The 15173-nt window shown below is 35.5% G+C and carries 25 protein-coding genes; all 25 read right to left on the bottom strand.

Translation table 11 applies throughout. The annotated features are described in order from the left end of the window. Positions 1–121 precede the first annotated feature (121 nt). The 25 genes from JQC67_RS08350 to rpsC all read right to left on the bottom strand — a co-directional run bounded on the left by JQC67_RS08350 (position 122) and on the right by rpsC (position 15172). Positions 122–1666, bottom strand: a complete 1545-nt coding sequence (locus JQC67_RS08350) for a glycogen synthase (protein WP_203252363.1) — start codon at positions 1664–1666, stop codon at positions 122–124. Positions 1667–1809: 143 nt separating this feature from the next. Next, complete coding sequence (gene eno / locus JQC67_RS08345; RefSeq protein WP_203252362.1) at positions 1810–3102, bottom strand: phosphopyruvate hydratase; 1293 nt, start codon at positions 3100–3102, stop codon at positions 1810–1812. A 103-nt stretch (positions 3103–3205) separates the two neighbouring features. Beyond that, positions 3206–4330 (bottom strand): glutamine-hydrolyzing carbamoyl-phosphate synthase small subunit, encoded by a 1125-nt coding sequence (gene carA, locus JQC67_RS08340; RefSeq protein WP_203252361.1) that lies wholly within the window; start codon positions 4328–4330, stop codon positions 3206–3208. A gap of 175 nt (positions 4331–4505) precedes the next feature. Beyond that, complete coding sequence (gene rplQ / locus JQC67_RS08335; protein WP_203252360.1) at positions 4506–5006, bottom strand: 50S ribosomal protein L17; 501 nt, start codon at positions 5004–5006, stop codon at positions 4506–4508. 59 nt (positions 5007–5065) lie between these two features. After that, positions 5066–6058, bottom strand: a complete 993-nt coding sequence (locus JQC67_RS08330; protein WP_203252359.1) for a DNA-directed RNA polymerase subunit alpha — start codon at positions 6056–6058, stop codon at positions 5066–5068. Positions 6059–6079: 21 nt separating this feature from the next. Then, positions 6080–6685 carry a 30S ribosomal protein S4 gene (rpsD, locus tag JQC67_RS08325; RefSeq protein WP_203252358.1) on the bottom strand — a complete coding sequence of 202 codons (606 nt, stop codon included), beginning with the start codon at positions 6683–6685 and terminating at the stop codon, positions 6080–6082. A 90-nt stretch (positions 6686–6775) separates the two neighbouring features. Then, positions 6776–7168 (bottom strand): 30S ribosomal protein S11, encoded by a 393-nt coding sequence (gene rpsK / locus JQC67_RS08320; RefSeq protein ID WP_203252357.1) that lies wholly within the window; start codon positions 7166–7168, stop codon positions 6776–6778. A gap of 97 nt (positions 7169–7265) precedes the next feature. Then, positions 7266–7640 (bottom strand): 30S ribosomal protein S13, encoded by a 375-nt coding sequence (gene rpsM / locus JQC67_RS08315; protein WP_203252356.1) that lies wholly within the window; start codon positions 7638–7640, stop codon positions 7266–7268. Between the two features lie 2 nt (positions 7641–7642). Next, positions 7643–7759: a type B 50S ribosomal protein L36 gene (gene ykgO / locus JQC67_RS08310; protein ID WP_013621733.1), complete on the bottom strand. Its 117-nt coding sequence runs from the start codon at positions 7757–7759 to the stop codon at positions 7643–7645. Positions 7760–7770: 11 nt separating this feature from the next. After that, positions 7771–7986 (bottom strand): translation initiation factor IF-1, encoded by a 216-nt coding sequence (infA, locus tag JQC67_RS08305; RefSeq protein WP_013305172.1) that lies wholly within the window; start codon positions 7984–7986, stop codon positions 7771–7773. Between the two features lie 6 nt (positions 7987–7992). Then, positions 7993–9339 (bottom strand): preprotein translocase subunit SecY, encoded by a 1347-nt coding sequence (gene secY, locus JQC67_RS08300; RefSeq protein ID WP_203252355.1) that lies wholly within the window; start codon positions 9337–9339, stop codon positions 7993–7995. 15 nt (positions 9340–9354) lie between these two features. Then, positions 9355–9807: a 50S ribosomal protein L15 gene (gene rplO, locus JQC67_RS08295; RefSeq protein WP_203252354.1), complete on the bottom strand. Its 453-nt coding sequence runs from the start codon at positions 9805–9807 to the stop codon at positions 9355–9357. A gap of 13 nt (positions 9808–9820) precedes the next feature. Beyond that, on the bottom strand, positions 9821–10000 hold the full coding sequence (gene rpmD / locus JQC67_RS08290; protein ID WP_203252353.1) for a 50S ribosomal protein L30: 180 nt from the start codon (positions 9998–10000) through the stop codon (positions 9821–9823). 84 nt (positions 10001–10084) lie between these two features. Beyond that, positions 10085–10609 (bottom strand): 30S ribosomal protein S5, encoded by a 525-nt coding sequence (gene rpsE, locus JQC67_RS08285; protein ID WP_203252352.1) that lies wholly within the window; start codon positions 10607–10609, stop codon positions 10085–10087. A 7-nt stretch (positions 10610–10616) separates the two neighbouring features. Further along, on the bottom strand, positions 10617–10973 hold the full coding sequence (gene rplR, locus JQC67_RS08280; RefSeq protein ID WP_203252351.1) for a 50S ribosomal protein L18: 357 nt from the start codon (positions 10971–10973) through the stop codon (positions 10617–10619). 12 nt (positions 10974–10985) lie between these two features. After that, complete coding sequence (gene rplF / locus JQC67_RS08275) at positions 10986–11528, bottom strand: 50S ribosomal protein L6 (protein ID WP_203252350.1); 543 nt, start codon at positions 11526–11528, stop codon at positions 10986–10988. Positions 11529–11550: 22 nt separating this feature from the next. Then, positions 11551–11949, bottom strand: a complete 399-nt coding sequence (gene rpsH / locus JQC67_RS08270) for a 30S ribosomal protein S8 (protein WP_203252349.1) — start codon at positions 11947–11949, stop codon at positions 11551–11553. A gap of 61 nt (positions 11950–12010) precedes the next feature. Beyond that, complete coding sequence (rpsN, locus tag JQC67_RS08265; protein ID WP_203252348.1) at positions 12011–12280, bottom strand: 30S ribosomal protein S14; 270 nt, start codon at positions 12278–12280, stop codon at positions 12011–12013. Between the two features lies 1 nt (position 12281). Then, positions 12282–12833, bottom strand: coding sequence for a 50S ribosomal protein L5 (rplE, locus tag JQC67_RS08260; RefSeq protein WP_203252347.1), 552 nt, complete (start codon positions 12831–12833; stop codon positions 12282–12284). Positions 12834–12835: 2 nt separating this feature from the next. Then, on the bottom strand, positions 12836–13144 hold the full coding sequence (gene rplX, locus JQC67_RS08255; RefSeq protein WP_203252346.1) for a 50S ribosomal protein L24: 309 nt from the start codon (positions 13142–13144) through the stop codon (positions 12836–12838). A 12-nt stretch (positions 13145–13156) separates the two neighbouring features. After that, positions 13157–13525 (bottom strand): 50S ribosomal protein L14, encoded by a 369-nt coding sequence (rplN, locus tag JQC67_RS08250; protein ID WP_013993867.1) that lies wholly within the window; start codon positions 13523–13525, stop codon positions 13157–13159. A 2-nt stretch (positions 13526–13527) separates the two neighbouring features. Next, the gene (rpsQ, locus tag JQC67_RS08245; protein ID WP_203252345.1) at positions 13528–13785 is read right to left on the bottom strand and encodes a 30S ribosomal protein S17; all 258 of its coding nucleotides are present in this window, start codon (positions 13783–13785) and stop codon (positions 13528–13530) included. A gap of 13 nt (positions 13786–13798) precedes the next feature. Further along, positions 13799–13990, bottom strand: a complete 192-nt coding sequence (gene rpmC / locus JQC67_RS08240) for a 50S ribosomal protein L29 (RefSeq protein ID WP_203252344.1) — start codon at positions 13988–13990, stop codon at positions 13799–13801. Positions 13991–14002: 12 nt separating this feature from the next. Next, positions 14003–14428, bottom strand: a complete 426-nt coding sequence (gene rplP, locus JQC67_RS08235; RefSeq protein ID WP_203252343.1) for a 50S ribosomal protein L16 — start codon at positions 14426–14428, stop codon at positions 14003–14005. A gap of 18 nt (positions 14429–14446) precedes the next feature. Then, positions 14447–15172, bottom strand: a complete 726-nt coding sequence (gene rpsC / locus JQC67_RS08230; protein ID WP_203252342.1) for a 30S ribosomal protein S3 — start codon at positions 15170–15172, stop codon at positions 14447–14449. Position 15173 lies beyond the last annotated feature (1 nt).

Genomic DNA, 15173 nt, shown 5'->3' with positions numbered 1-15173 from the left:
TCTTATTATTTAACCAACCGTAAAGTTACGGAAAACGTCTAATCTTAACAATTAACGCATTCTATTTATTTAACAATATGCCACACAAATACCAAAGTTTTGAGTATTAAGCAACAAAACACTAATCATTCATTTGGTATAAGCGCTCATAGTACTCGTCAACCGATTTTTGCCATGTAAATCGCATGGCTTTAGCATTCTTTTGAATTTTTTGCCATTGCGGTTTATCATTTGCATATATATCAATTGCCAAACCAAATACTTCAACCATATTTCTGATTTTATCATCATACGTTTCACCATCAAAACTGAATCCGGTTTCAAGATGGCTCACAGTATCTTTTAATCCACCTGTATTATGAACTAAACATGGGTTTCCATTACGCATTGCCAACATTTGACTTATACCGCATGGCTCAAAAAGACTTGGCATAAAATAAAGGTCAGACTCTAAGTAAATGGAGTCTATCAAATCTTCTGACTGGCCATTCGTAAAAATAAAATTCTTATGCTCATAACTTAGCTCTCTAAAAGTTTCTTCGTAATCTGGAGCTCCTGTACCTAAAAGCATAAAAATACCATCAATTTCTTCTAGCTTTTTTAAAATTTCAACGAAAGCTTCAGGTGAACGTTTAACGAAATAAAATTTTTGTTCTGTAAGCCTAGCAACACTTGAAGCTATAAATTTTGGTCGATTTCCTTTAACATACTCCATCACCTTCTCACCTGTATGCGCTAGAAAATCTGATTTATACTTTTTATCTTCATCTTGCAACCATTTAAAAAGTGCAGAAACAGTATTTCTGTACAGAAGTCCTTTTTCGGCTGCGCGAATGTTTTTATAATTTGATCCATTTAATATTCCGAACAAACGATTTTCATCATCCGCTTTTTTCAAATCATCTTCTAGACCCTCACCCCCAATGAATTCTGGCGGTCTGCTTGGCAATAGCACATCAATTTTATACGAAGGGGAAACTGTATGTACAGCGTCTGCCAATCGAATACCTACAGCCATTAAGTTAATACAATCATTATATCGATAATCCATCAATCTTCCCGCTTCATATGATACAGTCGGAAACCAATTCTGAATTGAAGCATAATTATTTTCAAAAGGACGTATACCTTGAATCGCTAAATTATGTATAGAATAAACATATCGATATTGCTGCAATGATTTGTACGTAGGAATGTATTCTTTGATAAACAACAGTAAACTTGAATGCCAATCGTGCATATGCACAATATTCAGTTCACCAAAGGCATTTTTTTTCATAGCCTCAGCAACTGCAGCACAGAAAATAGTAAACTTCAAGAAATCAGTATAAAAGGGTTCTTCTGGATCGTCATGATATATGTGTCCAATTTCGCCAGCTTCAATTTCAGGATGGTGAATCACATAATGCTTTAGATTTTCAAACTCCTTTTTAGGTGTTACTTCATAAAGTTCCGCAAAATACACGGTATCTCTAAGTTCAAATTTAAGTGTAGATAATAAGACTCCATCTTGATGCAATCGTGAATAAGATGGAACTACAACATGAACCTTATCTCCTCTATTTGCAATTTCTCTGGGCACATCACGAACAACATCACCCATTCCACCGGCTTTACATTTTTCAAGAGCATCATTTTCTGCAGCAACAAATAGAAAGTTGTTCATATATTGGAAGGAGTTAGCTAGTTCATTTTCATATTTAATTAATCTATAAAAAGGTAGGCAAAGTTTTAAAACCTCACAAAAAAAAAGCCCTTCAAACCTAATATTTATAGGCTGAAGGGCTTTTCTACTGAAAATTTGATTTTTTACTTAATCTTAAAAGCCTTTTCTTGAGGATAATAAGCCATACTACCTAACTCTTCTTCAATTCTTAAGAGCTGATTGTATTTTGCCATACGATCTGATCGTGAGGCAGAACCCGTTTTTATTTGTCCTGTATTTAAAGCCACTGCTAAATCTGCAATAGTATTATCTTCTGTTTCACCTGATCTATGACTCATTACTGAAGTATATCCTGCATTTTTTGCCATATTTACAGCAGCAATGGTTTCAGTTAAAGTACCAATTTGATTCACTTTAATCAAAATTGAATTGGCGATACCATTTTCAATTCCTCTTGAAAGCCTTTCTACATTTGTAACAAAAAGGTCATCACCTACAAGTTGTACCTTATCACCAATTTTATCAGTTAGTGCTTTCCAACCGTCCCAGTCATTTTCATCCATACCATCTTCTATTGAGATAATTGGATACTTTTGACTTAAATCAGCCAAGTACTGTGCTTGTTCTTCAGAAGTTCTTACTACTCCTTTATCACCTTCAAATTTCGTGTAATCGTATTTACCATCTACAAAAAATTCAGCCGCAGCACAATCTAAAGCTATCATTACATCATCACCTAGTTTGTAACCAGCTTTATCAACTGCTTTTGCAATAGTATCTAAAGCATCTTCAGTACCACCTGCTAAGTTCGGAGCAAAACCACCTTCATCACCAACAGCAGTACTAAGGCCTCTATCATGAAGTACCTTTTTTAGGTTATGAAATATTTCAGTTCCCATTTGCATAGCATGGCTGAAATTTTTAGCCTTTACAGGCATAACCATAAATTCTTGAAATGCAATTGGAGCATCTGAATGTGATCCACCATTGATGATATTCATCATTGGTACTGGTAATGTATTTGCACTTACCCCACCAACGTACTTATACAATGACTGTCCTAATTCATTAGCAGCTGCCTTAGCTACCGCTAATGACACGCCTAAAATAGCATTAGCACCTAGTTTCGATTTATTTGGCGTTCCATCTAAATCAATCATAGTTTGATCAATAAGATTTTGATCAAATACTAACATACCTAATATTTCTTCAGCAATTAATGTGTTCACATTATCTACCGCTTTCATAACTCCCTTACCCATAAAGGCATCCCCACCGTCGCGTAATTCAACAGCTTCATGCTCTCCAGTTGAAGCTCCAGAAGGAACCGCAGCTCTACCCATCACACCATTTTCTGTAACAACATCCACTTCAACAGTTGGGTTACCTCTAGAATCTAAAATTTGTCTTGCATGTACGCTAAGAATGATACTCATATATAATGTTTTAAGTTGTTTTTTTGTAAAATCAAATATACAAAAGACTGACTTTAAAGTCTACGGTCTTTTAATGATATTAGATGGAATAACGATTTCTTAACTATGAAACCTTTTCTGTTGCGGTTTTCTTAATTAAATCATAGAATTGATCGAAAAGATATTCGGCATCATGCGGACCAGGACTTGCTTCTGGATGATATTGCACAGAAAATACATTCTTATCTTTCATGCGAATACCTGCTACAGTTTGATCATTTAAATGAACATGTGTTATCTCTAGGTTAGCATTTGCCTCAGTCTCTTCTTTATTTATTGCAAAACCATGGTTTTGAGAAGTTATTTCACCTTTACCAGTCAGCAAATTCTTAACCGGATGATTAATACCTCTATGACCGTTATGCATTTTATATGTTGATACGCCATTCGCTAATGCAATTACTTGATGACCTAAACAAATACCAAAAAGCGGATTACCACTGGCTATAATATCTTTAGCTGTATTTATTGCATCTGATAAAGGTTCTGGATCACCAGGGCCATTTGAGATAAAATAACCATCTGGCTGCCATGCGCTCAACTCTTCAAAAGTTGCATTATACGGAAACACTTTTATGTATGTATCTCTCTTAGCTAAATTTCTTAGTATATTTTTTTTAATTCCAATGTCTAATGCTGATATACGATATGTAGCATTTTCATCTCCATAATAATATGGTTCTTTGGTTGAAACTTTTGATGCTAGCTCCAGACCTTCCATACTAGGCACTTCAGCGAGCTTCTTTTTTAATGCCGAAACATTTTCAACGTCAGTTGAAATTACCGCATTCATTGCTCCATTATCACGAATATAATTTACCAAAGCTCTGGTATCGACATCTGAAATACTAAATAGATTATTCTTATTTAAAAAATCTTCTAGGCTTGTATCTGCATCAGGTCTTGAATAATTATAACTAAAATTTTTACAAATTAAACCTGCGATTTTAACACCGTCTGATTCTATCTCATTGGCATTTGTACCATAATTACCAATATGCGCATTTGTAGTGACCATAAGTTGGCCAAAATAAGATGGGTCTGTAAATATCTCTTGATACCCAGTCATACCTGTATTAAAGCAAACTTCGCCAAAGGCAGTTCCTTCTTTATCTCCTACAGCCTTACCATGGAAAATTGTACCATCGGCTAACAATAATATCGCTCTTCTTTTAGACTTGTACTTCATCTGATTAAATTATTATTCTCAGTTCTTATTGGTGTTCTATTTACTTAAATACAAATTAAAAAATACATTCATTTATATATTTTTCATCTTGCTACCTAATGCGCCACAAAATAATATAAAAAAAGGATAAACTATTAAGTTTATCCTTTTACAAATATTATAAGTAATCAACATACTATTCTTCTGAATCGTCTGATTTAGTTTCAACAGCAACAGGTGGTGTTTCTGTTTTCTCTCCACTACCTCTTCTACTTCTTCTAGTAGTTTTCTTCTTAGGCTTACCTGCATTGTAAAGTTCATTGAAATCTACAAGCTCAATCATTGCCATATCAGCGTTATCACCCAATCTGTTACCCAACTTTATAATACGAGTGTAACCTCCTGGTCTATCACCAACTTTTTCAGAAACTGCTCCGAATAACTCACCAATAGCATACTTATCTCTAAGATACCTAAAAACGATACGTCTATTATGTGTACCTTTTTCTGCAGACTGATTATTTTCAGCTTTTGATTTCGTAATCAATGGCTCAATAAATTGCTTTAAAGCTTTAGCCTTTGCAACTGTAGTATTGATACGTTTGTGCTCAATTAAGGAACAGGCCATATTAGCCAACATCGCTTTTCTATGCGCTGTCTGTCTTCCTAAATGATTTATCTTTTTACCGTGTCTCATTATTTTATGCTATGTATTTCTCCAACTGAGGGCATATCCCTTCCTGTAAGAAATATCAGTTAATCTTTATCTAATTTATATTTTGCTAAGTCCATTCCAAAATTAAGTCCCTTGTTAATAACAAGTTCTTCTAATTCAGTTAATGATTTCTTACCAAAGTTTCTGAACTTCATTAAATCATTCTTGTTGAAAGAAACTAAATCACCTAAAGTGTCAACCTCAGCTGCTTTCAAACAATTCAATGCTCTAACCGAAAGGTCCATGTCTACCAATTTGGTTTTCAACAATTGACGCATGTGTAATGATTCTTCATCATATGTTTCAGTCTGTGCAATTTCATCTGCTTCAAGCGTAATACGCTCATCAGAAAACAACATAAAGTGATGAATCAATACTTTAGCACCTTCAGTTAATGCATCTTTTGGATGAATTGAACCATCAGTAACTATTTCAAAAACTAATTTTTCATAATCAGTTTTTTGCTCTACTCTAAAGTTTTCAATGCTATATTTAACATTTTTTATTGGAGTAAAGATTGAGTCAATTGCTATTGTACCAAGTGGAGCACCTGATTTTTTATTCTCTTCTGCTGGCACATAACCTCTACCTTTATCAATCACTATTTCCATATTGATGCTAACTTTAGCATCCATATTGCAAATAACTAGGTCTGGGTTTAATACCTGGTAACCAGAAATGAATTTTTGAAAATCACCAGCTGTAAATTGCTCTTTTCCACTTACGGAAATAGCTACAGTTTCAGCTTCTGAATCTTCTATTTGTTTCTTAAAACGAACTTGTTTTAAGTTTAAAATAATTTCGGTAACATCTTCAACAACACCTGGAATAACAGAGAACTCATGTTCTACATTGTCAATTCTTACCGATGTTATGGCGTGGCCTTCTAAAGATGAAAGCAATACCCTTCTTAATGCGTTCCCGACGGTCAATCCATAACCAGGCTCTAACGGACGAAACTCAAATTTCCCTTCGAAATCTGAAGAATCGATCATTATTACTTTATCGGGTTTCTGAAAATTAAATAATGCCATGTGAATCAGTGTTCTTATTAATTATTTAGAGTAAAGCTCGACGATTAGTTGTTCCTTGATATTCTCAGGAATTTGTATTCTTTCAGGAATAGTAACAAAAGTACCTTCCATTTTTTCTGAATTCCAAGTTATCCATTCGTACACACTGCTATTAGCAGAAAGTGAGTCTTGAATTGATTGTACAGATTTTGATTTCTCACGAACACCTACAACATCACCAGGTTTTAAAGAGTAAGAAGGTATGTTTACCAATTCTCCGTTTACTGTGATATGTCTATGTGAAACCAATTGTCTTGCACCACTTCTTGTTGGTGAAACACCCATTCTGTAAACAACGTTATCTAAACGTGATTCACATAATTGGAGAAGAACCTCACCGGTTACTCCTAAACTTCTGTTTGCCTTAGCAAATAAATTACGGAATTGCTTTTCTAAAATACCGTAACTGTATTTTGCTTTTTGCTTCTCCATTAACTGAACAGAATATTCAGATTTTTTACCACGGCGTCTTGCGTTACCATGTTGTCCTGGAGGATAATTTTTCTTTTCAAAGGACTTGTCGTCCCCAAAAATCGCTTCGCCAAATTTACGTGCGATTTTACTTTTTGGTCCTGTATATCTTGCCATCTTCTTTTTATTAGAGGTGTGATTATGAATTAAGGCTTATCCTTCGATAATCGTCATAACACCTCAGTGAATGAATTAATTAATATGTACTTAAACTCTTCTTCTCTTTGGAGGTCTACATCCGTTGTGAGGCATAGGTGTAACATCGATAATTTCAGTTACTTCAATACCTGTATTATGAAGTGTACGTATTGCAGACTCACGACCATTTCCTGGTCCCTTAACGTAAACTTTCACTTTCTTTAGTCCTGCTTCTTGCGCTACTTTAGCACAATCTTCTGCAGCAACTTGGGCAGCATACGGAGTGTTCTTTTTAGAACCTCTGAAGCCTAATTTACCTGCTGAAGACCAAGAAATAACATCGCCCTTTTTATTGGTCAATGAAATTATAATATTATTGAAAGAGGCTGTTATGTGAGCCTCACCAACACTGTCAACAATTACTTTACGTTTCTTCGCTGACTTTGTACTTGCTTTTGCCATATTTTTTAGTTTCTAGCTGTTAGTTGTTAGTATTAGAATCCTAGACTTTTACATTTCAAACAGATTCAATCTAACTACTAAATACTAATGACTTTAATTATTTAGTTGCTTTCTTTTTATTTGCAACAGTTTTTCTCTTTCCTTTTCTCGTTCTAGAGTTGTTCTTTGTACGTTGACCTCTCAACGGAAGACTTGATCTATGACGTATACCACGGTAACAACCAATATCCATCAAACGTTTGATGTTTATTTGCGTTTCTGAACGTAGTTCACCTTCTATTGTAAAAGTAGAAACGGCTTCACGAATTCGACCGATTTCATCATCATTCCAATCCGACACCTTAGTATCTTCATCTACTTTTGCAATGCTTAAAATTTCTTTAGCTCTACTGTTACCAATACCGAAGATATAGGTAAGGGCGATTACGCCACGCTTTTGTTTGGGTATATCTATACCTGCAATTCTTGCCATAATTATCCTTGTCTTTGTTTAAATCTAGGATTCTTTTTGTTGATAACGTACAATCTGCCTTTTCTGCGCACTATTTTGCACTCGGCACTTCTCTTTTTTATGGATGCTCTTACTTTCATTGTAATCCGTTCTAATATCTATAAGTAATTCTCGCCTTTGTTAAATCATAGGGGCTCATCTCAAGCTTAACCTTATCACCAGGAAGTAATTTGATATAATGCATTCGCATTTTACCAGAAATATGAGCTGTCACTACGTGACCGTTTTCCAACTCTACTCGAAACATTGCATTTGACAATGCTTCAATTATACTTCCATCTTGTTCTATTGCTGCTTGTTTAGCCATCTATAATTATGCTACTTTTCTGTTCTTACCTGTTTTCATTAATCCGTCATAATGCCTATTCAACAAATAAGCATTTACCTGCTGTACTGTATCTATAGCCACACCTACTAAAATTAATAGTGATGTACCACCATAAAATAATGCCCAACCTGCCTGCACATCTAACACCTTAACAATTACTGCTGGTAATACCGCCAATAATGCTAAGAATATAGAGCCTGGCAAGGTAATTAATGACATAATTTTGTCTAAATAATCACCGGTTTCTTTCCCTGGACGAATACCTGGAATAAAACCACCGCTTCTTTTTAAATCATCGGCCATTTTATTAGTAGGTACTGTAATCGCTGTATAGAAAAAAGTAAATACTATAATTAAAAAACCGAATAAAATATTATATGCCCAACCAAATATATCAGCAAATTGAACTTCAATCCATTGACCTACCGTGGTATCATTAAACATGCTACCTAACATACTTGGTACAAACATTATTGCCTGTGCAAATATAATAGGCATTACACCAGAAGCGTTCAATTTTAACGGAATAAATTGTCTAGATCCCATTACATTCTTTTCATAACCTCCAGAAGCTGTTCTTCTAGCATACTGTACTGGTATCTGACGCATTGCCATTACCAAAAGTACACAAGCCAAAATAACTAAGAACCATATAATGACTTCTACTAAAACCATCATCGGTCCGCCAACGCCATTCCATCTTGTTACTGCTTCTTGTACAAATGATTGCGGCATAGAAGCAATAATACCTATCATGATTAATAATGATATACCATTACCAATACCTTTATCTGTAATTTTTTCACCTAACCACATTGCAAATACACAACCTGACACTAAAATAATTACTGCTGGAATCATGAAATCTAAACCACGACCCATTAAGAAAGCAGAATCAGGAACTCCAAATGCAGAAAGACCAAATAAGTATGTTGGTGCCTGTACAATACAAATACCAATCGTTAACCATCTAGTAATCTGACTTTTTGTTTTTCTTCCACTTTCACCTTCTTTATCTAATTTTTGCAGATAAGGAATAGCTATACTCATCAATTGCACAACAATTGAAGCAGAAATATAAGGCATAATACCTAATGCAAATACTGAAGCATTAGCAAATGCACCACCAGTAAAGGCATTTAATAGACCAAAGATACCTTGATCAGTTCCTGTACCGTCAACCAATCCACCTAATTGACTAGAGTCAATACCTGGCAATACGATTTGACAGCCAAAACGATATACCAAAAGAAGCCCAAGAGTCATAAGAATTCTATTTCTTAGCTCCTCAATCTTCCACATATTAGATATTGTCTCGAAAAATTTCTTCATGGTGTCTGGGTATGCTTATAAATTTATTGCTTCTCCGCCAGCTTTTTCAATAGCTGCTTTCGCTGTGGCAGTAAACTTATGTACTGAAATTTTTAAGGAAGCTTTTAATTCACCACCTCCTAATATTTTCACCAAGTCGTTTTTACGAGCTAACCTATTTTCAATTAAAGTATCAAAAGTGATAGTATCTTTTACTACTTTATTATCAACAAGCTCTTGTAATTTATCAAGGTTTATACCCTTGTATTCTTTACGATTAATGTTGGTAAAACCAAATTTAGGAACACGTCTTTGCAATGGCATTTGCCCACCTTCAAATCCGATTTTCTTAGAATAACCAGACCTAGATTTTGCACCTTTGTGCCCTCTAGCGGCAGTTCCACCTTTACCAGAACCTTGTCCTCTTCCTAATCGTTTACCTGCTCTATTGGTAGATCCCTCTGCGGGTTGTAGATTATTTAAATCCATTTACTTATATATCTTAAGCTTCCTCTGTGGAAACCAAATGTTTAACTGTGTTTATCATTCCAAGTACACTAGGCGTATCATCGTGTTCTACCACTTGACCTATTCTATGCAACCCTAATGCCTCTAATGTCCGTTTCTGGTTTTGAGGCCTCTTAATGTTACTTTTTACTTGCTTTACTTTAATCTTAGCCATCTTAATTCGAATTTAGTAATTGGTATTTTGCAGTTATATTAAACAACCTTTCAACACTATTTACCTAGTACATTGTACTATTTATTATCCTTTATAAACTTTATCTAAAGAAATATTACGTTGCTTTGCAACAGTACCCGCATCTCTCAATTGTAATAAAGCATCAAATGTAGCTTTAACAACATTGTGCGGATTAGACGATCCTTGAGACTTTGAAAGTACATCTTGCACTCCTACAGCTTCTAATACCGCTCTTACTGCACCACCTGCAATTACACCTGTACCATGAGAAGCTGGTTTAAAGAAAACTCTTGCTCCTCCAAATTTACCTTTCTGCTCATGAGGTACGGTTCCTTTATTTAAAGGTATGCGAATCAAATTCTTTTTAGCATCTTCTATTGCTTTTGCAATTGCCGTTGCTACTTCTTTTGATTTACCAAGACCGTGACCTACTACACCATTCTCATCACCAACAACAACTATTGCCGAAAATCCGAAGGCACGTCCACCTTTTGTAACTTTAGTAACCCTTTGAACACCAACTAAACGATCTTTTAAATCTAGACCTCCTGGCTTAACGGTTTCTACGTTTTTGTATTTCTGGTACATATATTCTTTAAAATTTAAGTCCTGCTTCTCTTGCGCCGTCAGCTAATGATTTCACTCGACCATGATATAGATTTCCACCTCTATCAAAAGCTACTTTATCAATACCTGCTTTAGTTGCTTTTTCAGCTATTGCTTTACCAACCATAGCTGCTATTTCACTTTTAGTGCCTTTGGCTTTCGCCAATTCTTTATCTCTTGAAGATGCAGCAGCAATAGTAACACCACTGTTATCATCTATAACTTGAGCATAAATTGCACTGTTGCTTCTAAATATAGAAAGACGTGGTCTTTCTGCAGTTCCAACAGAAACTTTTCTAATTCTTCTTCGTATTCTGAGTTTTCTTTCAGACGTTGATAATCCCATGTCTATATATTATTAGGCTGACTTACCAGCTTTTCTTCTTAATTCTTCACCAACAAACTTGATACCTTTTCCTTTGTAAGGTTCTGGTTTACGGAATGATCTAATTTTCGCTGCTACCTGACCCACTAATTGTTTGTCAAAAGATGTTAGCTTTACAATAGGATTCTTTCCTTTTTCAGATACAGTTTCAATCTTTACTTCTGGAGCAATATCTAAAACTATATTATGCGAAAAGCCTAATGCTAGATCTAATTTCTGTCCTTGATTACTAGCTCTATAACCTACACCAACCAATTCTAATTCTTTGGACCATCCTTTAGAAACACCTTCCAACATATTGGAAACCAAGGAACGATATAAACCGTGTCTTGCTTTGCTTTCTTTAGAATCTGAAGGACGAGTTACCCATACTTGAGCATCTTCTACTTTCACTTCAACCGCTGAATATTCTTGTGTAAGTTCTCCCAATTTCCCTTTAACAGAAATCACACCATCTTTAACTTCGACGGTAACTCCCTCGGGAATTGCAACTGGATTATTACCTATTCTAGACATTTTCTAATACTTCTTTATTCGATTAATATACGTAACACAGCACTTCGCCGCCTACATTTTCTGCCTTTGCCTGCTTGCTTGTCATTACTCCATGAGAAGTAGAAACAATTGCCACACCTAAACCATTCAAGACTCTTGGCAAATCTTCTGAAGCAGCATATTTACGAAGACCTGGTTTACTAACACGTTGTAATTTTTTAATTACAGCTTCTTTTGTAAACTTGTCATATTTCAAAGCAATCTTAATTGAACCTTGAACTTTATTTTCTTCGAATTTATAACTTAAGATATAACCTTGATCGAATAATATCTTGGTAATTTCTTTCTTTAAATTCGATGCAGGTATTTCAACAACTCTATGACCAGCGCGACTAGCGTTGCGTATTCTTGTTAAATAATCTGCTATAGTATCTGTTACCATTTATATATATTGCGGTGACGGTTTTCAGCACAATTGCTAAACCTGAAACCAGTTAATGTTTTTACCAACTTGCTTTTTTAACTCCGGGTATTAACCCTTTGTTTGCCATTTCACGGAACATCACCCTTGAGATACCAAAATTTCTCATGTATCCTCTAGGTCTTCCAGTCAATTTACATCTATTACGCATACGCACTGGAGATGCATTTTTTGGTAACTTCTGTAATGCTTCGTAATCTCCAGCTTCTTTCAAAGCTTTCCTTTTCTCAGCATAAATTGCTACCGTTTTTGCCCTTTTTCTTTCACGGGCTTTCATTGACTCCTTAGCCATATTAGTTCTTTTTAAAAGGTAAACCTAATTCGGTTAATAATGATTTTGCTTCTTTATCGGTATCAGCCGAAGTCACAAAAGTAATATCCATTCCGTTAATTCTATTGATTCTATCAATATTTATCTCAGGAAATATAATTTGTTCAGTAACACCAAGACTATAGTTGCCACGACCATCAAAACCACTTGCTTTGATGCCTTGAAAATCTCTTACACGAGGTAGTGCACTTGTAACCAATCTATCTAAAAATTCATACATGCGCTCACCTCTTAAAGTAACCTTCGCACCTATTGGCATGCCCTTACGCAATTTGAATGCCGCAACATCTTTCTTAGAAATTGTTGCTACTGCACGTTGACCAGTAATATTAGTCAACTCTTCAACCGCATGGTCAATTAATTTCTTATCTGCAACTGCTGCACCTATACCACGACTAACAACTATCTTTTGCAGTTTTGGTACTTGCATAACATTGCTATACCCAAACTCTTGTTTCAACGAATCAACGATTCGCTCGGTATACTCTTTTTTTAATCTTGTTACGTAGGACATAATTAAATTACTTCTTTCGATTTCTTGGAAACACGTACTTTTTTACCGTCTCTCTCTTCATATCCAACTCTAGTAGTATTACCATCTTTATCAAGTAATGACAAGTTAGAAATATGAATAGGTGCTTCTTTTTTTACAATACCACCTTGAGGATTTTTTGCACTAGGCTTTTCATGTTTAGATACCATATTAGCACCTTCAACAATTGCCTTATTTTTTATTTTGTCGACACTGACAACCTTGCCTTCAGTTCCTTTATGGTCACCTGCAACAATCTTTACAACGTCTCCTGTTTTTATCTTTAATTTCATCGCTTTCAATTTTTAAAGTACCTCAGGTGCTAATGAAACAATTTTCATAAACTGCTTATCACGCAATTCTCTAGCCACTGGTCCGAAAACACGAGTACCTCTCATTTCACCAGTCGGATTTAACAATACACAAGCATTGTCATCAAATCTGATATAAGAACCATCTGGTCTTCTAACTTCCTTTTTGGTTCTTACAACGACAGCAGTTGAAACTGCGCCCTTTTTGATACCACCGTTCGGAGTCGCCTCCTTTACAGTAACAACAATTTTATCACCAATAGAAGCATATCTTCTTTTAGTACCTCCAAGAACACGAATGGTTAAAACCTCTTTCGCTCCTGTATTGTCCGCTACCTTTAATCTTGATTCTTGCTGTAACATAATTATTTAGCTCTTTCCAAAATTTCAACTAACCTCCAGCATTTGTTCTTGCTAATAGGTCGGGTCTCCATAATTTTTACGGTATCACCTTCTTTACAATCGTTCTTTTCATCATGCGCAACATATTTCTTTGTGCGCAATACGAACTTACCGTACATTGGGTGCTTAACTCTCTTTACTTCTGCAACTACAATAGATTTCTCCATTTTGTCACTTGTAACGACACCAATTCTCTCTTTTCTTAAATTTCTTTTTTCCATAAAGCAGAACCAGTTATTGGTTATCCCTTTTAGTTAATTCCGTTGCCAATCTAGCCACAGTTCTTCTTACCTGTCTAATCTGAAGTGGATTTTCTAAAGGTGTGACTGAATGAGCCAACTTTAAATCCGCATATTGCTTTCTATACTCGGCTATCTTTTCAGATAGTACTTCGACCGACATTTCTTTTATCTCTGATTGTTTCATCTCAATTCAAAATTAATCTTGGATCGAATAATCCCTAGCTATAATAAATTTCGTTTTAACAGGTAACTTCTGTGCAGCCAACCTGAGGGCTTCTTTTGCTATATCAATTGGCACACCTGCAATTTCAAACATCACTCTTCCTGGCTTGACCACTGCAACGAAATATTCAGGAGCACCTTTACCTTTACCCATACGTACTTCTAATGGCTTCTTGGTAATAGGCTTGTCTGGAAATATCTTAATCCAAAGTTGCCCTTCTCTTTTCATATATCTTGTCGCTGCGATACGCGCTGCTTCTATTTGACGTGAAGTCAAAAAAGCTGCATCCAAAGACTTGATGCCGAACATACCATTCGAAAGCTGGTGACCCCTGCCGGAGATGCCTTTCATACGGCCCTTCTGCATTTTTCTGAACTTCGTTCTCTTCGGTTGTAACATTACTCTGTTGCTTTAAAATTACTTTCTACGACGTGGTTGTTGTTTTCTACCACCATCTTGCTTTCCTCCTTTTCCTGATTGGCCTTTTTGCATGCCTACCAATGGAGATAATTCTCTTTTTCCATATACTTCACCTTTCATAATCCAAACCTTAATACCAAGGCGACCATATGTTGTGTGAGCTTCATGAAGGGCATAATCAATATCTGCTCTAAAAGTAGATAATGGAATACGACCATCTTTATATGTTTCTGAACGTGCCATTTCAGCACCATTCAAACGACCTGATATTTGAATTTTTATTCCCTCAGAGTTCATACGCATTGCCGCAGCAATTGCCATTTTAATAGCTCTTCGAAAAGAAATTCTGCTTTCAATTTGACGTGCAACACTTGCTGCAACCAAATTAGCATCAACTTCTGGTCTTTTTATTTCGTAAATATTAATCTGTACTTCTTTACCAGTAATTTTCTTAAGCTCTTCTTTAAGCTTATCTACTTCTTGACCACCTTTACCAATGATGATACCAGGTCTTGCAGTAGTAACAGTAACTGTGATAAGTTTAAGAGTTCTTTCAATAATCACTCTTGACACACTAGCTTTTGCAAGTCTTGCGTGAATATATTTTCTAATCTTATCATCTTCAGCAAGCTTGTCGCCGTAATCATCGCCACCGTACCAGTTGGATTCCCAACCTCTGATAATGCCTAGACGGTTTCCTATCGGATTTGTTTTCTGTCCCATT

The sequence above is a fragment of the Aurantibacter crassamenti genome (assembly GCF_016811105.1).
GTDB classification, from domain to species: domain Bacteria; phylum Bacteroidota; class Bacteroidia; order Flavobacteriales; family Flavobacteriaceae; genus Aurantibacter_A; species Aurantibacter_A crassamenti.
The sequence above is the reverse complement of the archived record's forward strand: the minus strand, read 5'-3'. Positions and strand labels throughout refer to the sequence as shown.